Source organism: Salinivibrio sp. SS3 (genome assembly GCF_001722105.1).
Classification (GTDB): Bacteria; Pseudomonadota; Gammaproteobacteria; order Enterobacterales; family Vibrionaceae; genus Salinivibrio; species Salinivibrio kushneri.
The window spans coordinates 55,669-74,696 of sequence record NZ_MEBQ01000005.1 but is presented as its reverse complement, the minus strand read 5'-3'; the positions used below and the strand labels follow the sequence as shown (position 1 = coordinate 74,696).

Sequence of the window (19,028 nt, the reverse complement as noted above, 5' to 3'; positions counted from 1 at the left end):
CATGTCGGAGGCGCCGTGCAACGGGCGCGCTTTGGCTTGGGTATTCATGATTAACACCGCACCGGCGCTTGTCCGACCTACGCGATGTTCAGGATTTTTGAATACAGAGCGCTTCGCTTACGGAGTACGGGAAGAGCATAAGGCAGTGCCTAGGTCCTAGGATCCTAGGCACTTAGTTCTCAGTATTCCGTCATCTTTTCCTAGGATCTAGGAGCCTAGGCCCCAGGAACCACTTTACCCCTTCATTTCAGCGGCAAAGTTGAGCATGCGGTTGAGCGGGATTAACGCTTTTTCGCGCACCTTGTCGTCAACGTGGATCTCATGCTCGTCGCCGCCGTTTTCAAGCGCGTTTTCAATCGCTTTGAGGCCGTTCATCGCCATCCATGGGCAATGGGCGCAGCTTCGACAGGTCGCGCCGGCGCCGGCGGTGGGGGCTTCGACAAGTTCTTTTTCCGGCACCATTTGCTGCATCTTATAAAAAATGCCTTTATCGGTAGCGACAATCAGCTTTTCGTTCGGCAGCGTTTGTGCCGCTTTAATCAGCTGGCTGGTTGAGCCGACGGCATCCGCCATTTTGACCACACTGGCAGGCGATTCTGGGTGAACGAGAATCGCGGCATCAGGATAAAGGTGTTTCATTTTTTCCAACGCTTGAGCTGAAAATTCGTCATGCACCACGCACTCACCCTGCCATAGCAGCATATCTGCACCGGTTTCTTTTTCGATGTAGGCGCCAAGGTGGCGATCTGGAGCCCAGATAATTGGCTTATCTTGGCTGTCAAGGTGTTCAACAATCTCTAACGCAATGCTAGACGTCACCACCCAATCAGCACGCGCTTTGACGGCGGCGGAAGTGTTGGCGTATACCACCACGGTATGATCAGGGTTAGCATCACAAAACGCGGTGAATTCATCCGCGGGGCAGCCTAAGTCTAACGAGCATTCCGCATTAAGTGTCGGCATTAGCACGGTTTTCTCTGGGGTGAGAATTTTGGCGGTTTCCCCCATAAAGCGTACACCGGCGACAATCAAGGTACTTGCTGAGTGTTGGTTACCAAAGCGGGCCATTTCTAACGAGTCTGCGACACATCCGCCGGTTTCTTCCGCGAGGGCTTGGATCTCTGGATCCGTGTAATAGTGAGCAACAAGCACCGCGTCTTTTTCTTCTAACAATTGTTTGATGCGTGCAACGTGTTGTTTTTTCTCTTCGTCACTCAATGCCACAGGTTTCGGCGGAAAGGGGTAGACCCTTTGCGACGTTTCAATTACTTGGCTCATGGGATTACTCATGCTTACTTCCAGTCCGAGGCTTCCAGTCCGGGTAGTATAACGTGAGTGGAGCTAGAGTCCTAGAGCGAGGTCTTAGAGCCTAGTTCCTGGTTCCTAGGTCCTAGGAATAGATTACGGGATACGGAGACCTAAGTGCCTAGGTCCTAGGATCCTAGGACCTAGGCACTGCTTTCTGCTTTTCCCGTATTCTGTAAGCGCAGCGCTCTGTATTCATTCTCCTAGATCCTAGGTCCTAGGACTCTAGGACCTTATTGCCTACATCGCGTTTTTGGCTTGTTTGGCGCTGGTTGAGTCTGGGTAGGTATCAATCACTTGTTGGAAGTATTGATTGGCTTGGTCGCCGTTACCTTGTTTTTGTGCAATCAGGCCCAGTTTCAGCAAGGCATCCGGGCGTTTGTTGGAGTCTTTAAACTCACTGACTGCCGTGAATTCTTGGCTGGCTTGTTCAAACTTACGTTTGGAGAAATAAAGCTGACCGAGCCAATAGTGGGCATTGGCGGTGTAAACCGACTCTGGGTATTGTGAAAGAAACGCTTTAAATGCTTTGGTAGCCCCTTGGTAATCTTTCTCTTTTAAGATCAGATTAACGGCGGCTTCATAGGCTGCATTTTCAGTTTGATCCGCGGTGTAGTTCGCGGCTGACTTGTCTTCAGCCTTTTTGTCAGGCTCTGCAGGTGCTGATTGCTTCGCCGTTCTTAGGGTATCGATTTCTCGATAGAGGTCGCGCTGACGCTCAACCATTTGTTGAATGTCATAGCTGTTGCGCTCAACGTTACCGCGTAAATTGCTCAGCTCTTGCGCCATTTGGTCAAGCTGGCGCTGCATATCCAGTTGCATTTGGTTGCGTGCTTGGAGCATGCGCTCTAAACGATCGACGGCGGTGCCGCCCGCCCCTACTTCTGTCACCGGAGCAGGTGTGGCAGCCACGGGGGCTGCCGCACTCACCAGTAACGCCAGCGCGAGGGTTCGCACAGAGTTACTGTTCATTGTCATATCCTTTATCCATTACCAAAAGGCTGGATTAGTATACCAATACCGCACGACGGTTTTTGGCGTAAGCTTCTTCGCTTTGGCCAAGTACCAACGGCTTCTCTTCGCCATAGCTCACGATAGAGATCTGGCTCGCCGGTACACCCAGCGCTTGCAGGTATTTAGACACCGCTTCGGCACGACGCTCGCCCAGGGCGATGTTGTACTCAGGCGTACCGCGCTCGTCAGCGTGACCTTCTACGACCACTTCCATCGCTGGGTTAGCACGCAGGTAAGTCGCGTGGGCATCCAGCATGTCTTCGTATTGTGGCAGTACTGATGAGTCGTCAAAGTTGAAGTAAACGGTTTGCGACTGACGCAGCTCTTGGTTACGAATTTGTTGCTCTGTCATTGAGCCTTGGCCGTCAACAGGAGAAACAACGGTGGTGCCATTTTGGTTGGTTGATTGGCCAGAACCACTGCCTGTTGAGCTATCGTGTGAGCTACACGCAGCCAGTGTAAACATCGGCAGTGCCACCGCCAGACCTTTCAGTACTTTATTGATTTGCATTCTATTTTCCTTTTCTAGAAAGTTAGCGTACGTTGTTTAAAATTTAAAAACTACAGGTAAGGTGACCAGGCTGGTGCACGCACGCGCCCGTTGGTTGCCGGTAACCGCGCTTTAAAGCGGCCGTCTACAGAGACGAGCGACAACACATTCTTACGTCCATATACCGAGCTGTAAATCACCATGCTGCCATTTGGCGCAATGCTTGGCGACTCATCCAACAAGGTTTTGGTTAGGATTTGCACCGCCCCGCTGTTTAAGTCTTGCTTTGCAATGTTATAGCCAGACGATGATTGATTGACCATAATCAAGTGACGGCCATCCGGTGTCAGTTGCCCACCCATGTTCTGATTGCCTTGCCACGTGATCCGTCGGCTAGTTCCGTCGTCTAAATTTACGCGATAAATCTGTGGTTTGCCACCCCGGTCAGAGGTATAGATGAGCGAGTTACCATCAGGATCCCAAAATGGCTCGGTGCTGTTGGCACGGCCATGGGTAATTTGCGTCAATTTTTTGCTGTTCAAATCGAAGGTATACACCTGCAAGCTACCGGTTTTGGAGAGTACCAAGGCTAACTTGCTGCCATCAGGGGAAAACTGTGGCGATCCATTGTGACGAGGGTATGACGCAATTTTCTCACGTTGGCCGGTGTAAATGTTCATGATGAAGATTTCTGCCTGGCCATTTTCAAAGCTGACATAGGCGAGCTTGCGGCCATCCGGTGACCAAGACGGTGACATCAAAGGCTGCTTGGAGCGTAGGATCAAACGCTCGTTGTAGCCGTCGTAATCCGATAACCGCAGCTGGTAGGGGTAGTCGTTTTCTTTATCAATCACCACATAAGCGATACGCGTTAAGAACGCGCCCTTTTCGCCGGTGAGCTGCTCATAGACAATATTGGAAATCCGGTGCGCATAGCGGCGTAAGTCGCTCTCTTTGACCGTGGCGCGGTTATTCACCAGTAAGTGATCATCGGTTTGCACTAGCTTGCCATCGGCACCTAGGCCTTTACTTTCCCCGCCGGTGAGCTGGCCTCGAACGATATCAATCAGCTGGTAGTCAATCTGATAACGACCGTCAGATGTGGGAGTAATGGTGCCTGTGACCACCGCATCCACCCCCAGCGAGGTCCAGGCGTTGTAATCTACGTCAGTATCGCTATACGGGGTTTGCGGCATCTCGCTAACCGCCAGCGGATTGAACTTACCGCTGCGGCGTAAATCGGAGCCGACTACGCCAGAAATATCTTCCGGCAATTCGCCTTGCCCTTTCCATTGAAACGGGATCACGCCAATCGGGCGCGCGGTATTCACCCCTTCGGTGATCACCAATTTAAGCGCAGCGTGTGCCGGTTGCGTCAGTATCGACAGACAGGCAAAAAGCATCACCATCGCGGCGATACGCCATGTTCGCAAACGATCCTGACTCTTGCTTGTCACACTCTTTGTGCCACCGCAGGGGCTCACTTCCATCATGTTTGGTATCCTGTCGTTTAGTTAGGTCTAACGGTCAACTCGATATCACGTAGTTTGGCAATAATATCGCCATCTTCCGGCATTGGAAACTGGGACACAGACGCCACCGCGGTCTTGGTCGCGCGGCACAGTCGCGTGTTGCCCGCCTTTTCTTCCACATTAAGTAGCAGGCCAGTGGGCGACAAGCGCATATTCACCACACACTCTTGGCCACTTAAGCCATCGTCAACGATAAGCCGTTGCTGGATCATCTGTGTAAAAATGGCGCCGTACCGCGCCACTTCGTCTTGAATAAATTGCCCGCGCGCGCTTTGCCGCTGGCTGGCTTCTGACTCAAGGCCTGAGAACAAATCGTTCAGCGCCGCCTCTTGCTCTTGTTGTCGTCGCTTCGCCTCCTGGGCTTTGCGCTCTGCTTCCTTGCGTGCTTGTTCGGCTTTGCGCGCCTCTTCTTCCGCTTTTTTACGTTCAGCAAGCTTGCGCTGTCGCTCAGCTTCGGCTTTTTTCGCTTCTTCCTCGGCTTTACGTTGCGCAGCGAGCTTTTCTTGCCGCGCTTTTTCCGCTTTCTCCGCCGCGAGTTCCGCTTTGCGCTTCTCTTCTAACTTGCGCTGGCGTTCGCGTTCGGCCCGCTCGGCTTTTTGCTTGGCAATACGCGCTTGCTCTTCCGCTTTGGCCTGTTGCTCGGCAATCCGCTTTTGCTCTTCCCGTGCTTGGCGCTCAGCTTCTAGCTTTTGTCGCTTCACGTCGCGAAGGCGCTGCTCTTCTTGCTCACGCTGCTGCTCAAGGCGTTTCGCTTGCTGCTCTAACCGTTTGAGTCGCTCCGCTTCTTCACGCTTTGCCTGGTTACGTTGCTCACGAATTTTCTTCGCCTGTGCATTGACCACGGCCGGATCAATCACTGTGGCATCAATCGCACGCCCCGCTTTAGGGGTTGGCGTTGAGTCAGAACTAAAGTCTGCGCCCCACAACAGCACAATCACTAACACCACATGCAACACGGCTGATATCGCCAGCGCGGGTATCAGCGAGTCTTTGCCTGACTTTTGGTGGGTTGGTTTATCGTTTGGCTCGTTCATCACCCTCACCTACGACTCGTACGGCTCGGTCATTAAGCCCACTGACGACACGCCAGCTTGGTTTAATGCATCAAGCGTCAGGATGATTTCTGAATAAGGCACCCGGCCATCACCGCCCACTAACACGGGCGATTTGGGGTTGAGCTGCAGCTCAGCTTTAACGCGCACCAGAATTTCTTCCAAGCTCAAACCGCGCGTCATATCGCCATTATTGACACTGAGTCCGAGTTGGCCGTCTTTATCCACTTCCACAATGATAAAGGCGCCGCTGTCTTCCTCTTCTGCTAGCTCTGCCGCGGTTTTCGCTTGTGCCGTTTGTGGCAGATCCACATCCACGCCCTGCGTCACGAAGGGGGCGGTCACCATAAAAATAATCAGCAGTACCAGCATCACATCAATGTAGGGGACGACATTGATTTCAGCCGTCATCTTGCGCCGCTTAGGTTGATACGCCATGGATCACTCCTGGGTTGCCGCAAACGCTTGACGATGAAGAATGCTCGAGAACTCTTCCATAAAGTTCATGTAGTTGTGCTCAAGTTTGCCCACTTTAGCCGTCAGACGGTTGTACGCCATCACCGCTGGGATAGCCGCGAAAAGGCCCATTGCGGTTGCCACCAAGGCTTCAGCAATCCCGGGCGCGACCATCGCCAACGTGGCTTGTTTCACCGCACCCAAGGCGATAAAGGCATGCATAATGCCCCACACGGTGCCAAATAGACCGATGTAGGGGCTGATCGAACCCACGGTGGCTAAAAACGGTAAGTGGGTTTCCAGCTCTTCCACCTGTTTTGATAGCGACACACGCATCGCCCGCGAGGTGCCTTCCATCACCGCTTCAGGCACTTTGTCATTGCTGCGATGCAAACGCGCGAATTCTTTAAAGCCGGCGTAAAAAATCTTCTCACTGCCGGTCAAGTTGTCTTTGCGTGCTTGCACTTCTTGGAATAGTTGAGAAAGATCGATCCCGGACCAAAATCTGTCTTCAAAGCGTTCCGCTTTGCTAAACGCTTGCTGCATGACCTTGGAGCGTTTGATGATCATCGCCCAAGACACCACTGACATACCCAGTAATATCAGCATCACTCCCTTGACAAGCAAACTTGCTTGCAAAAACAGGTCGAGAATGGAAAGTTCAGCGGTCACGTCATCATCTCCGATTTAATCTGTGTTGGAATCGATTTGGGTTTCATGTTTTTTGGGTCGACACAGGCTATCTTAACCGTCGCCGCACACAATGCTTTTTGATCAGAATTCACCAAGCTTTGACAAAACGTCATGCTGGCGCGCCCCATGGCTGACACTGTAGTGACAACCTCCAGCGCGTCATCAAGCCGAGCGCCACGGTGAAAATCAATGTCCATGTGGCGTACCACAAAGGCCGTATGCTCGGCAAAGAGCGCTTGTTGATTGACACCGATCTCACGCAACAGTTCAGTGCGTGCCCGCTCAAAGTAATTGAGGTAATTGGCGTGGTAAACCACTCCCCCGGCGTCCGTGTCTTCATAATACACACGGATGGGCCAGCGAAACGGCGTTGATTCTGTCATGTCTTTACCCATGATCGGTTTTCGATAGGCAATTACTATACCTAAGTTGTGGATGTATAGAAATGCCGAGACCGCGCGGCTGGCGCATTGGTCGCCCATCAAGCAGTCGAGAAGTGATGTGCTGCAAAAAACGCGCAATTACTCACGCTAGAGTGATGAAAAAAGCACCGCTTGGGTGCTTTTGTCATTCATTTGTCATTTTGCACTTGCTCACCGAGCGGTTGGCTCAACTAGCGCAGCCACATCAAGGCGAGCAAAAGAAGGGAGACGCCCCATCCCAATGGCGGCCAGGTGAGCCATCGGCTCCACTTGCCTTGCGCGGTGAAACCGACGGCATGGATCACCCCGACGCAGGTCGCGTAGAGCAGCCCCACGCCCATCGGAAACGTCACCCCACCCATGCGCTGAGCAAAGGCTTCTGGCGCCCACATCACTTGGCCGCCCCAGCACAGGGCACTGGCCAATGAGAGCAGCCGCCAAAGGCCAGTAAAATGCTGGCCTAAGGGCGCAGGTTGGCGCTCACTCATTGTCGTGATCCATCGCTTCGGTGTGCTCCAACCATAAGGCATTGATAATGCCAAAGGCGCATGCCAGCAGCACACCAAGAATCCACGTGAAATACCACATATGCAAGCTCCTTAATCAGTACAGTGAATGGGTGTTGTCTTCAATATATTGCGCGTCTAGACGACCAAACATCTTAATGTAGCACCACAGGGTGTAAGCCAAGATAATCGGCACAAACACCGCGGCGACAATCGTCATAATTGACAAGGTCAGCTCGCTAGAGGTGGCATCCCACATGGTCAAGCTGTGGCCGGGGAAAGTGCTCGATGGCATCACAAACGGGAACATCGCGATCCCCGCGGTCAAAATCACGCCCGCCACGGCTAAACTCGAGAACAAGAAGGCCCAGCCGCCACGCTCAAGACGCGACGCCAGCAGTGCAAATAAAGGCATCACCGCACCGACCAGAGGTGCTAACCAGAGAATTGGCATCGCTTGGTAGTTACGCATCCAAGCCCCGCTTTGCAGTGCGACCTCTTTTGCCAGTGGGTTAGACGCCGCTTGATTCGCCGCATCACTGACCACCACAAAACCATCCATATTTTGTACCCAGAAGCCTGCCGCCACAAAGAGGACTGTGGTAAGCAGTGCAGAGAGCTGAGCCACATTACGTGCACGTACATGCAGCGCATCGGTGGTTTTCAGTTGCAGCCAGGTCGCCCCTTGCAACACCACCATAAACAGGCTCACCAATCCACACACCAGTGCGAAGGGATTAAGCAGCGCAAAAAAGCCGCCGGTGTAGGTTGGGATCAAAAGATCGCTAAGCTGGAACGGGACCCCTTGTAGGAGATTACCAAAGGCGACCCCGAAAATGACCGGTGGCACAAAACCTCCCAGGACCAGGCCCCAATCCCACGCGGTGCGCCAGCGTGGATCATCGATTTTTGAGCGATAGTCAAAGCCCATGGGACGGAAAAACAGCGCCGCCAGCGTGACCACCATCGCGATATAAAAACCAGAAAAGGAAACCGCATACACCAACGGCCAAGCAGCAAAGAGCGCCCCGCCAGCAGTCACTAACCAGACTTGGTTACCTTCCCAGTGAGGGGCAACAGCATTAATCATCACCCGACGTTCGCTGTCGGTTTTGCCGATCAGGGTAAGCAAAGCGCCCACCCCCATATCAAAGCCATCGGTGACGGTAAAGCCAATCAGTAACACGCCTATCAGCACCCACCAGATCAGGCGTAACATTTCATAATCAAACATGCTCTCTCTCCTTATGCTTCAATCTGGCGGCTGAAATCCGCTTCTGGATTGCCTTTTTGTTCAAAGTGGTAGCGGCCAGTTTTCAGGCTGCTGGGCCCAAGGCGGGCAAACTTGAACATCAGATAAAGCTCGGCGACGAGGAAAACGGTGTAGAGCGAGCAAATCGCCACCATCGAGAAAATAATATCGCCAGCGGCCAGGTTAGACGCCGCGACATGCACAGGGAGGATTTCCCCCACCGCCCAAGGCTGACGGCCATACTCGGCAACAAACCAACCGGCTTCGCATGCGATCCACGGCAGCGGAATACCAATCAGCGCAAGCTTCAGTAACCAGGGTTTTTCATCGATACGCTGACGGCAGGTTTGCCAGAACGCCATGCCAAAAATAAACAACATCGCAAAGCCACAGGCTACCATGATCCTGAAGCTCCAGAACAAAGGCGCCACTTGCGGAATAGAGTCTTGCGCCGCTTGCTGAATTTGCCCTTCCGTCGCATCCACCACCTTATCGGTGTACGGTTTGAGGAGCAAGCCATAACCGAGATCGTTTTTCACTTCATTGAACGCGGCTTTGGTTTCCGGTGATTTCTCGCCGGCACGCAGTTTTTCCAACAACGCATACGCCTGCATACCGTTGCGGATACGAGTCTCGTGCTCAGCGATCAAATCGGTTAAGCCTGTCACTTCTTTATCCAGTGAGCGCGTGGCAATGATCCCCATCGCATAAGGGATTTTGATCGCATAATCGGTCTGCATGGTTTCTTGATTCGGCAGCCCCACCACGGTGAACGCCGCTGGCGCTTCCTCGGTGTGCCATTCGGCCTCAATCGCTGCCAGTTTGACCTTCTGCACATCGCCTAGCTCGTACCCGGACTCATCACCTAAGATGATTACCGACAAAATAGCCGCCATGCCAAACGAGGCGGCAATCGCAAACGAGCGGCGGGCAAAGGCAATATCACGGCCTTTGAGCAGGTAGTAGGCACTGATACCAAGGATGAACATCGCCCCTGTGGTATAGCCAGCAGCAACGGTGTGAACAAACTTCACCTGTGCCACGGGGTTAAAGACCACATCAGCAAAGCTCACCATCTCCATACGCATGGTTTCAAAGTTAAACTCTGAACCCACGGGGTTTTGCATCCAGCCGTTGGCGACCAAAATCCATAGCGCGGAAAAGTTAGAGCCTAACGCCACCAGCCAGGTAGTGACCAAGTGTTGACGCTTACTGAGACGATCCCAACCAAAGAAGAACAGGCCCACAAAAGTGGATTCAAGGAAGAAGGCCATCAGCCCTTCAATGGCAAGCGGGGCCCCAAAAATATCCCCGACATAGTGGGAATAGTAGGCCCAGTTGGTTCCGAATTGAAACTCCATGGTGAGACCAGTGGCCACCCCAAGCGCAAAGTTAATTCCAAACAGCTTGCCCCAAAACTTGGTCATGTCTTTGTAGATTTGCTTGTCGGTCATCACGTATAACGATTCCATGATGGCCAGCAAAAATGCCATGCCCAGAGTTAAAGGAACAAACAGGAAGTGATACATCGCGGTCAGCGCAAACTGCAGCCGCGATAAATCGACGATATCGGTAATCATGGTCACTCCTTTACACCGTTTTCGGTGCCGATACTGGCGTATCGCTCGTTTTACTCTCTCACCCAACACGGCAGTCAAAACAACTGGCTGGCGCGGGGAAAGCTACACACTTCTTAATTGACTGCTTGCATGTTACAAAGTTGAAACACCAAGGTTATTCTATAGTTAAATTTTATCTAATTAAGGTATAACTAATATTATAGGTACAACAATGGGGTGTTAATCGCGTTTTGCTCGGTTTGTCGACTCGGCTGCAAAAACAATAAGGCAAACCAACCAAGATACAAAACTGTGATTAACCGCGAAGAAACTGGGTGAGACGGAGGCATTAACGGAAGCCACTTCTCATTGTCTCGTCACCAGCAACCGCTAGCAGATGGGGTTACGATAAGGGTTCACGTGCTACATAACCTTAATCTAGATCAAAAAAACCCATTGGTTGTCGGCCAATGGGGCTGTTTTAGAAAAAAACGTCTTGATCTTGATTAAAGTTTGCGAGGATTTTCCGCTCAGTCTTAGCCGACTAGGTTTTCGGCAAATCAAAGCCAAAGTGCAAATAGGCACGCTGGCTGGCAATCCGACCACGTGGTGTGCGTTGCAGGTAGCCTTGTTGAATCAAATAAGGCTCAATCACATCTTCGATGGTGTCTTTCTCTTCGCCAATCGCCGCCGCTAAGTTATCAAGCCCCACCGGCCCACCATCGAACTTCTCAATAATAGCATTGAGTAGCTTGCGATCCATGTAGTCAAACCCTTGGCTGTCGACATCGAGCATATCGAGCGCGCGTTGGGCTATGTCAGCACTGATATCTCCCGTGCCTTTTACTTCGGCATAATCACGCACACGACGGAGCAAGCGGTTGGCAATGCGTGGCGTACCACGAGAACGACGCGCCACTTCCATCGCCCCTTCCTCGTCGGTTGATAATGCCAAGCAATGGGCGCTGCGTTTCACGATACTGGTTAGATCCCCCACGCTGTAATACTCTAAACGCTGAGTAATACCAAACCGGTCACGCAAGGGCGATGTCAACGAGCCGGCGCGGGTGGTGGCTCCAATCAAGGTAAACGGCGGTAAATCGATTTTGATTGAGCGTGCGGCAGGCCCTTCACCAATCATAATATCTAGCTGATAGTCTTCCATCGCGGGGTACAAGACTTCTTCTACCACTGGGCTTAAGCGATGGATTTCATCAATAAACAGCACATCATGAGGCTCAAGGTTGGTGAGCAAGGCGGCCAGATCGCCGGCTTTTTCTAACACGGGGCCCGACGTAGTGCGAATATTGACGTCCATTTCATTGGCCACAATATTGGCCAAGGTGGTTTTACCCAGACCTGGCGGGCCAAAAATCAACAGATGATCGAGCGCCTCTTGGCGTTTACGCGCAGCATGGATAAAGATTTCCATTTGATCACGGACGTGATTTTGCCCCTGGTAGTCTTCCAATAACTTAGGACGAATCGCGCGGTCGATCACCTCTTCTTCCCGATCAGGGGTGGTTTGCGCCGAGATTAAACGATCAGCTTCTATCATGGGTTACACCATTGAACGCAGCGCGTGACGGATCACGTCTTCGCTGCTCATGTCATCAGTTGCAATTTGTTTAACCACTTTCTCCGCCTGCGCCGCTTTATAACCCAGTGCGACCAAGGCGCTTACCGCCTCATCCGCGGCAGACGATATGGTGGTTGGCGCTGCGCGCAGGGCTGCGCCCTCAGCCGTCGCAGCATCCGTGTGCGGGGTAAAGAGATCGAACGCTTCCCAATTTTTAAGCCGGTCACGCATTTCAACCACCAAACGTTCCGCGGTCTTCTTGCCCACACCGGGGATTTTAACCAGGGTCGAGACATCGTTGTGCTCGACACTGTCGACAAAGTGGTTAGCCGTCATCCCCGATAAAATCGCTAACCCCAGTTTAGGTCCCACACCATTGGCCTTGATCACTTCCCGAAACAGCGCCCGCTCACGTTTACCGCTAAAACCATAGAGAAGTTGCGCATCTTCACGCACCACAAAATGCGTGTACACGGTGGCAGTTTCGCCCACCTCCGGCAATTGATACAAGCAGTTCATCGGCATGCTCACTTCATAGCCGACGCCGTTCACATCGATCAAAATCTCAGGAGGTTGCTTTTCTATCAGGGTTCCCTGTAATCGGCCTATCACAATCGCATCTCAGTTTGTTACTTTGCCTCCAAGGATAAAGAATAACTGGATCTATATCCAGTCGGATTGAGGGGGATACGGATTACGGATTACGGATTACGGATTACGGATTACGGATTACGGAAAAGCGTAACGTGCCTGTCCCTGTAGAAAAAGTTCCTAGGGCCTAGGATCCTAGGACCTAGGCGCTACTTCCTGCTCTTCCCGTATTCTGTAAGCGAAGCGCTCTGTATTCGAAATCCCTAGGCGCTTTTACCGATACCGGCCGCGGCGGGCGGCGTTGGCTTTGCCGGCCATGGCGATGAGGGTGTGGTTGGTGTGAGCATGGCAAATGGCAACCGCGAGAGCATCGGCGGCATCGGCTTGCGGGGTGGCACTAAGTTTCAACATATGGGTGACCATATGCTGGACTTGCTTTTTATCCGCGCTGCCTTTTCCCACTACGGCTTGCTTGATAAGCCTAGCGGCATATTCAGAGACAGGTAAATCGGCGTTTACCGCCGCAACAATGGCACTGCCGCGTGCTTGACCCAGTTTAAGCGCTGAATCCGCGTTGCGAGCCATAAATACTTGCTCAATGGCAAAGTTATCCGGCTGAAATTGCGTGATGACTTCGCTCACGCCTGCGTAGATATGCTTTAGTCGACCGGGTAAGTCGTCGGTCTCGGTGCGAATACAGCCACTACCGAGATATTCTAGATGCCGACCATGTTGGCGGATCACCCCATAACCGGTGATCCGCGAACCTGGGTCAATTCCCAGTATCACTGCCATTTAGCTTAAACTCGCTGCCACTTCGTCCGATATATCACCGTTATGGTAGACTTCTTGCACATCGTCAAGGTCTTCTAACGTATCGATCAAGCGCAGCAGTTTCGGGGCCGTGTCTGCATCTAACTCCGCTTTGGTGGATGGCACCTGCGTCACTTCGGCACGTTCAGCCTCAAACCCGGCTTTATCCAGTGCATCTTTCACATAGCCAAAGTCATTAGGCGTGGTGTACACATCCATTGAACCGTCGTCATAGGTGACCACATCGTCCGCGCCGCCTTCGAGCGCCGCTTCCATCACCGCATCTTCTTCAAGGCCAGAGGCATAGGTGATCACCCCTTTTTTATCGAATAAGAAGCTGACTGAACCATCGGTCCCCAGGTTACCACCGGATTTGGAAAACGCATGGCGCACGCCTGATACCGTGCGGTTGCGGTTATCGGTCATGCACTCCACCATCACCGCAGTGCCCGCGGGGCCATAGCCTTCATAGATGACGGTTTCCATATTTTCGTCACCTTCGCCGCCCGCCCCGCGTGAAATCGCACGGTTGATGGTGTCGCGCGTCATGTTGTTTGATAGCGCTTTATCCACCGCGGCACGCAAACGTGGGTTGGTTTCCGCCTCGGGGCCACCTTCTTTGGTTGCCACCACAATTTCTCGGATAAGTTTGGTGAAAATCTTACCGCGCTTCGCGTCTTGAGCGGCTTTACGGTGTTTAATGTTCGACCACTTACTGTGACCTGCCATATCGACTCTCCGTTTTTTTGCGCTCCCCTCACGTGAAAGGAGTTATAAGAAAAAACGCGCCTTGGCTTTTCAGTCTGAGGCGCGTTGAGACAGTGACCTTGCAGCCGTGATATCACCGCGTGATTGCGGCAGTTATCGGCCCCAAGGATAAGACGGGCAAGGCTATTTGCCCGTCATCAGGCGAATTTATTCGCTGTGTTCGTTTTGCTCTGCCGCCGCGGTAATGCTCAGCGCCAGCTCTTCAAGCGCCGCGTCATTGGCCAGGCTTGGCGCGTCAGTCATCAAGCAGGCCGCTGCAGTGGTTTTCGGGAAGGCAATCACGTCGCGAATGTTTTCGGTGCCGGATAGCAACATCACCAGGCGATCCATACCAAACGCCAGACCTGCGTGTGGTGGGGTGCCGTATTGCAACGCATCCAGCAAGAAGCCGAATTTCTTGCGCTGCTCTTGCTCATCAATGCCCAGCGTCTCAAATACCGCGGCTTGCATTTCTGGGTTATGGATACGGACCGAGCCACCGCCCACTTCGTAGCCATTAATCACCATGTCGTAGGCGTTGGAGTTCGCCGCCGCCGGGTTTGCCACCAGCTCTTCAGGTGTCACGTCTGTCGGCGCAGTGAACGGGTGGTGCATCGCATGCAAGTTACCTTCGTCGTCTTCCTCAAACATTGGGAAGTCAATCACCCACAATGGTGCCCACGCTTGGGTGTCGGTCAGCTCAAGATCCAGGCCTAACTTCACACGCAGTGCGCCAAGCGCTTCGGTAACGACAGACTTTTTGTCTGCGCCGAATAGGATAATGTCACCGGTTTGCGCCTCGGTGCGTGACAGAATGCTTTCTACCACTTCGGCATTGAGGAACTTGGCCACCGGCGATTGAATGCCATCAAAACCGGCGTCGCGGTCGTTGACTTTCATCCACGCCAAGCCTTTGGCGCCGTAAATGCCAACAAAGTGGGTGTATTCATCAATCTGCTTGCGCGACAAGCTGGCACCGCCTGGTACACGAATCACAGCCACGCGGCCTTTTTCATCGTTTGCCGGGCCAGAGAACACTTTAAATTCAACATCTTTAACGATGTCTGCTACATCGACGATTTCGAGCGGGTTACGCAAATCTGGCTTGTCGGAGCCAAAACGGCGCATCGCTTCTTCATACTTCATGGTGGGGAACGCGCCCAAGTCGACATTAAGCAGTGATTGCCACATGTCACGGATCAATTGCTCGGTTACCTCGCGCACTTGGTCGGCGCTCATAAACGAGGTTTCGATATCAATCTGGGTAAATTCTGGCTGGCGATCGGCACGCAAATCTTCATCACGGAAGCACTTCACGATTTGGTAGTAACGATCGAACCCGGACATCATCAACAGCTGTTTAAACAGCTGTGGTGATTGCGGCAGCGCATAAAAGTTGCCTTTGTGCACACGGCTTGGCACCAAGTAATCACGTGCGCCTTCTGGGGTCGCTTTAGTCAGTACTGGGGTTTCGATGTCTAAAAAGTCATTATCATCAAGGAAACGACGGACAAAGCTGGTGGCTTTGGCACGCAGTTTAATCCGATCGCTCATCTCAGGGCGGCGCAAGTCAAGGTAGCGATACTTCAGGCGCTGCTCTTCGGAAATAAACTGGTTAAAGTCAATCGGCATCGGTGCGCTGCGGTTGATGATCTCCAACCCTTTCGCCACCACTTCCACTTCGCCAGTGGCCATATCACTGTTGATCTGGCTCTCTGGACGCGCACGCACTTCACCACGGATGGTCAGGCAAAATTCGTTACGCAATTTGTTTGCTTGCTCGTAAACATCACCCATATCAGGGTCAATCACAACTTGCACCAGACCCTCACGGTCGCGCATGTCGATAAAAATCAAGCCGCCCAAATCACGGCGGCGGTTAACCCAACCACAAAGACTTACTTCTTGCCCGACGTGGGCTTTATTCAGGTGACCACAATATTGGGTGCGCATAGATTATTCCTGATCTGTTCTGATGATTCCGCTTGCCCCTGGGGCACAAGCCTGCCAAATACTGAGGGGAATTCGGGTAACAGCGTCTGTCGTACCTGACGGTACGCCCCCATGAGTGCCGTTACTGTCAAAGCCTGCCATTATAAAGGAAAAGCCCCGCTCTTGGTAAAGCGATCGCGCTTAAAACCGATAGTTTTTTTGTTCAATTCCTTTTAGGCTAGTGCCCTATTGGTTGGCAAGGCATCATTACGGGCATGGTATCCCTATTACACCAAGACCTAAATCCGCCCTTACGATTGGGGCTGACGCAATGGTCTCATCCTAGTTGGCAGCATCATTTTTACCCGCCAGGCACCAAGTCGGGCGAGCGTTTAGCCCGCTATGCCGAGGTGTTTAACACGGTTGAAGGAAATACGACCTTTTACGCCTCCCCGTCGCCGCAAACGGTGAATAATTGGGCGGCCGCCATTCCAGACAGCTTTCAATTTACCTTTAAGCTGCCAAAAACCATTACCCACCAATGTCAGCTGCGCCATGCGCAAGACTTAACCGCTGACTTTATCAAGCTGATGGCCCCGCTCCATGACCATATTGGTCAGTGGACCATTCAGCTGCCAGCGCGTTTTGGCCCGGAGGGTTTAACAAGCTTAGCGACATTTCTTGAGTCGCTACCCCGCGAGTTTTCCCTTGGGGTAGAGGTGCGCCACCCCGCCTTTTTTGCCAAAGGCGACGCAGAGAAAGCACTCAACCGGCTGTTGATCGATCATCACGCCAACCGTGTGATCATGGACAGCCGCCCGGTGTTTGCGGCTAAACCCGACACCCCAGCGATTATTGATGCGCAAAAGAAAAAACCCCGGGTGCCCGTGCATGCCATCGCCACCAGCGATGCTCCCATGGTGCGTTTTATCGGCCATCCGGACTTGCCCGAAAACAGCGCGTTTTTTGACCCTTGGATCTCACGCTTATCCCAATGGATCGCCGCGGGCAAAACGCCCTATTTAATGATTCATACCTCAGATAACGACCAAGCCCCTGCACTGGCTGCGCACTTGTATCAACGTCTTGATTTATCAACGCCACTGGCTTCCGTCACGCGCGCCGCGCAAAGCCAGCAAGGGGCATTGTTTTAATGTCCGCCCCACGCGGCGCGCTCACCGTGCAGACAGGGGCAGAAAAATTCACTACAATACGCCGCTTTTGTGGCAGGGTTTACGCGCGTCATGCGCGAGAACCTGCCTGCTAGGCTGATGTGTAGGGGCTTACATGGCTAATCAGGATAAAATTTTCGCTGCGCCTATCGAGAAAATGGGCGACTTCACCTTCGATGAAAATGTCGCCGAAGTGTTCCCGGATATGATCCAGCGCTCGGTGCCGGGATACAGCAATATCATTTCGGCCATTGGCATGCTGGCCAAACGCTTTGCCACCCCTGACAGCCACATTTACGATCTGGGCTGCTCATTGGGCGCAGCCACTTTATCGATGCGCCGTCATATCGCTCATGACAGCTGCAAAATCATCGCGGTGGATAACTCTCAAGCCATGGTTGAGCGTTGTCGCTTGCATGTTAACGCGTATCGCGGCGCCGCCGATGTTGAGGTTCGCGAAGCCGATATTCGCGATGTCGAGATAACCAATGCGTCGATGGTGGTACTCAATTTTACCCTACAGTTTTTAAGCCCTGACGATCGCCAAGCCCTACTCACTCGCATTTATCAAGGCTTGAAGCCAGGTGGGATCCTGATTTTATCCGAGAAGTACCGCTTTGAAGATGATACCGCCAATGAGTTGCTGATCGATTTACACCACGACTTTAAGCGCGCCAATGGCTATAGCGAGCTTGAGATCAGCCAAAAGCGCAGTGCACTTGAGAATGTGATGCGCCCAGACAGTATTACCACCCACCAAGCGCGACTTAATGCCATTGGCTTTAGCAGCGTCGCCATGTGGTTCCAGTGTTTTAACTTTGGTTCGATGCTCGCCATTAAGTAAGACCAACCTGATAGTACGAGTAATCTGATGTTTGATTTTTCCGATTTTTATCAGCTGATTGCTAAAAACCGCTTAAGCCATTGGCTCGAGGTGTTGCCAGCGCAGTTAGCCGAGTGGCAACACCAGCCGCATGGCGATATGCCTAAGTGGATAAAAGTCCTGCACAAGATACCAACCACTGCGCCCGAGACAGTTGAACTGAAAGACGCGGTGCGTATAGGTGATGACAGTAGCTTACCTAATGGCGAGCGCAAAAAATTAGAAAACTTATTACGCACCTTGCACCCTTGGCGTAAAGGCCCGTACCAAGTACACGGCATTGATATTGATACCGAATGGCGCTCCGATTGGAAGTGGGATCGGGTGCTGCCGCATATTTCGCCGCTAAAAGGGCGTTATGTGCTTGATGTCGGTTGCGGCAATGGTTATCACATGTGGCGCATGTTGGGCGAAGGGGCCGAACTGACCGTGGGCATCGATCCATCAGAGCTTTTCTTGATGCAATTCGATGCCATTCGCCGCTTGATGGGTAACGATCAGCGCGCACACTTGTTGCCTTTAGGGATCGAGAAACTCCCTGCGCTACGCGCGTTCGACACCGTATTCAGCATGGGCGTGCTGTACCATCGCCGCTCCCCCCTCGACCATCTAATGCAACTCAAAGATCAGTTGCGCAAAGATGGCGAGTTGGTGCTGGAAACCTTAGTGATCGATGGAGACGAAAACGCGGTGTTGGCGCCGACCAGTCGCTATGCACAAATGCGCAACGTCTACTTTTTCCCGTCCGCGCGTGCGTTAAAAGTCTGGCTGGAAAAAGTCGGATTTGTCGATGTGCGTATTGTCGACGAGTGCGTCACCACCACGGATGAACAGCGCAGTACCGAGTGGATGACCCATAACTCGCTGCCAGATTACCTAAACCCAGATAATCCCGCGCAAACCATCGAAGGGTATCCGGCGCCTAAACGCGCAATTTTAGTGGCGCGCAATCCTGATTAAATCGCGCCAGGCGGCGTGTGCTGTGGTTAATGTTACCTAGTGTAGTTAATTTGACCTAGAGCACACGCAA

The 19,028-nt window shown here is 52.5% G+C and carries 20 protein-coding genes; 3 read left to right on the top strand and 17 right to left on the bottom strand.

Annotated features, from left to right (window positions below; translation table 11 throughout):
• Positions 1–234: 234 nt before the first annotated feature.
• From nadA to aspS, 17 genes are all read right to left on the bottom strand, one after another.
• Positions 235–1,278, bottom strand: coding sequence for a quinolinate synthase NadA (nadA, locus tag BGL48_RS02875; protein ID WP_069361242.1), 1,044 nt, complete (start codon positions 1,276–1,278; stop codon positions 235–237).
• Positions 1,279–1,545: 267 nt separating this feature from the next.
• The gene (gene ybgF, locus BGL48_RS02870) at positions 1,546–2,277 is read right to left on the bottom strand and encodes a tol-pal system protein YbgF (RefSeq protein WP_069361241.1); all 732 of its coding nucleotides are present in this window, start codon (positions 2,275–2,277) and stop codon (positions 1,546–1,548) included.
• Positions 2,278–2,311: 34 nt separating this feature from the next.
• On the bottom strand, positions 2,312–2,830 hold the full coding sequence (gene pal, locus BGL48_RS02865; protein WP_069361240.1) for a peptidoglycan-associated lipoprotein Pal: 519 nt from the start codon (positions 2,828–2,830) through the stop codon (positions 2,312–2,314).
• 50 nt (positions 2,831–2,880) lie between these two features.
• Positions 2,881–4,218, bottom strand: a complete 1,338-nt coding sequence (tolB, locus tag BGL48_RS02860) for a Tol-Pal system beta propeller repeat protein TolB (RefSeq protein WP_069361253.1) — start codon at positions 4,216–4,218, stop codon at positions 2,881–2,883.
• Positions 4,219–4,319: 101 nt separating this feature from the next.
• Positions 4,320–5,375 carry a cell envelope integrity protein TolA gene (tolA, locus tag BGL48_RS02855; protein ID WP_083238394.1) on the bottom strand — a complete coding sequence of 352 codons (1,056 nt, stop codon included), beginning with the start codon at positions 5,373–5,375 and terminating at the stop codon, positions 4,320–4,322.
• Between the two features lie 9 nt (positions 5,376–5,384).
• Positions 5,385–5,831 carry a protein TolR gene (tolR, locus tag BGL48_RS02850; RefSeq protein ID WP_046075367.1) on the bottom strand — a complete coding sequence of 149 codons (447 nt, stop codon included), beginning with the start codon at positions 5,829–5,831 and terminating at the stop codon, positions 5,385–5,387.
• 3 nt (positions 5,832–5,834) lie between these two features.
• Entirely contained in the window at positions 5,835–6,521 is a 687-nt protein-coding gene (gene tolQ, locus BGL48_RS02845) for a protein TolQ (protein WP_069361239.1), read from the bottom strand.
• Positions 6,518–6,925, bottom strand: coding sequence for a tol-pal system-associated acyl-CoA thioesterase (gene ybgC / locus BGL48_RS02840; protein ID WP_069361251.1), 408 nt, complete (start codon positions 6,923–6,925; stop codon positions 6,518–6,520). The genes tolQ and ybgC overlap by 4 nt, the downstream gene beginning before the upstream one ends.
• A gap of 230 nt (positions 6,926–7,155) precedes the next feature.
• Positions 7,156–7,452 carry a cyd operon YbgE family protein gene (locus BGL48_RS02835; RefSeq protein ID WP_069361238.1) on the bottom strand — a complete coding sequence of 99 codons (297 nt, stop codon included), beginning with the start codon at positions 7,450–7,452 and terminating at the stop codon, positions 7,156–7,158.
• On the bottom strand, positions 7,445–7,552 hold the full coding sequence (gene cydX / locus BGL48_RS02830; RefSeq protein WP_021024361.1) for a cytochrome bd-I oxidase subunit CydX: 108 nt from the start codon (positions 7,550–7,552) through the stop codon (positions 7,445–7,447). Before cydX ends, BGL48_RS02835 begins: the two co-directional genes overlap by 8 nt.
• A gap of 15 nt (positions 7,553–7,567) precedes the next feature.
• The gene (cydB, locus tag BGL48_RS02825; protein ID WP_069361237.1) at positions 7,568–8,704 is read right to left on the bottom strand and encodes a cytochrome d ubiquinol oxidase subunit II; all 1,137 of its coding nucleotides are present in this window, start codon (positions 8,702–8,704) and stop codon (positions 7,568–7,570) included.
• An 11-nt stretch (positions 8,705–8,715) separates the two neighbouring features.
• Positions 8,716–10,299, bottom strand: coding sequence for a cytochrome ubiquinol oxidase subunit I (gene cydA / locus BGL48_RS02820; RefSeq protein WP_176719629.1), 1,584 nt, complete (start codon positions 10,297–10,299; stop codon positions 8,716–8,718).
• 526 nt (positions 10,300–10,825) lie between these two features.
• Positions 10,826–11,839, bottom strand: a complete 1,014-nt coding sequence (gene ruvB / locus BGL48_RS02815; RefSeq protein ID WP_069361236.1) for a Holliday junction branch migration DNA helicase RuvB — start codon at positions 11,837–11,839, stop codon at positions 10,826–10,828.
• A gap of 3 nt (positions 11,840–11,842) precedes the next feature.
• Complete coding sequence (ruvA, locus tag BGL48_RS02810; protein WP_069361235.1) at positions 11,843–12,472, bottom strand: Holliday junction branch migration protein RuvA; 630 nt, start codon at positions 12,470–12,472, stop codon at positions 11,843–11,845.
• 252 nt (positions 12,473–12,724) lie between these two features.
• Positions 12,725–13,246: a crossover junction endodeoxyribonuclease RuvC gene (ruvC, locus tag BGL48_RS02805; RefSeq protein ID WP_046075360.1), complete on the bottom strand. Its 522-nt coding sequence runs from the start codon at positions 13,244–13,246 to the stop codon at positions 12,725–12,727.
• Positions 13,247–13,993: a YebC/PmpR family DNA-binding transcriptional regulator gene (locus BGL48_RS02800; RefSeq protein WP_069361234.1), complete on the bottom strand. Its 747-nt coding sequence runs from the start codon at positions 13,991–13,993 to the stop codon at positions 13,247–13,249.
• A 186-nt stretch (positions 13,994–14,179) separates the two neighbouring features.
• Positions 14,180–15,964, bottom strand: coding sequence for an aspartate--tRNA ligase (gene aspS / locus BGL48_RS02795; RefSeq protein ID WP_069361233.1), 1,785 nt, complete (start codon positions 15,962–15,964; stop codon positions 14,180–14,182).
• Between the two features lie 254 nt (positions 15,965–16,218).
• Between aspS and BGL48_RS02790 the strand changes: the two genes are divergently transcribed.
• The 3 genes from BGL48_RS02790 (at position 16,219) to cmoB (ending at position 18,958) form a co-directional block, all read left to right on the top strand.
• Positions 16,219–17,097: a DUF72 domain-containing protein gene (locus tag BGL48_RS02790; protein WP_069361232.1), complete on the top strand. Its 879-nt coding sequence runs from the start codon at positions 16,219–16,221 to the stop codon at positions 17,095–17,097.
• Positions 17,098–17,230: 133 nt separating this feature from the next.
• A complete protein-coding gene (gene cmoA / locus BGL48_RS02785) occupies positions 17,231–17,959 on the top strand; it encodes a carboxy-S-adenosyl-L-methionine synthase CmoA (protein ID WP_069361231.1) in 729 nt (242 codons plus the stop codon).
• A 27-nt stretch (positions 17,960–17,986) separates the two neighbouring features.
• A complete protein-coding gene (gene cmoB, locus BGL48_RS02780; RefSeq protein WP_069361230.1) occupies positions 17,987–18,958 on the top strand; it encodes a tRNA 5-methoxyuridine(34)/uridine 5-oxyacetic acid(34) synthase CmoB in 972 nt (323 codons plus the stop codon).
• Positions 18,959–19,028: the final 70 nt, after the last annotated feature.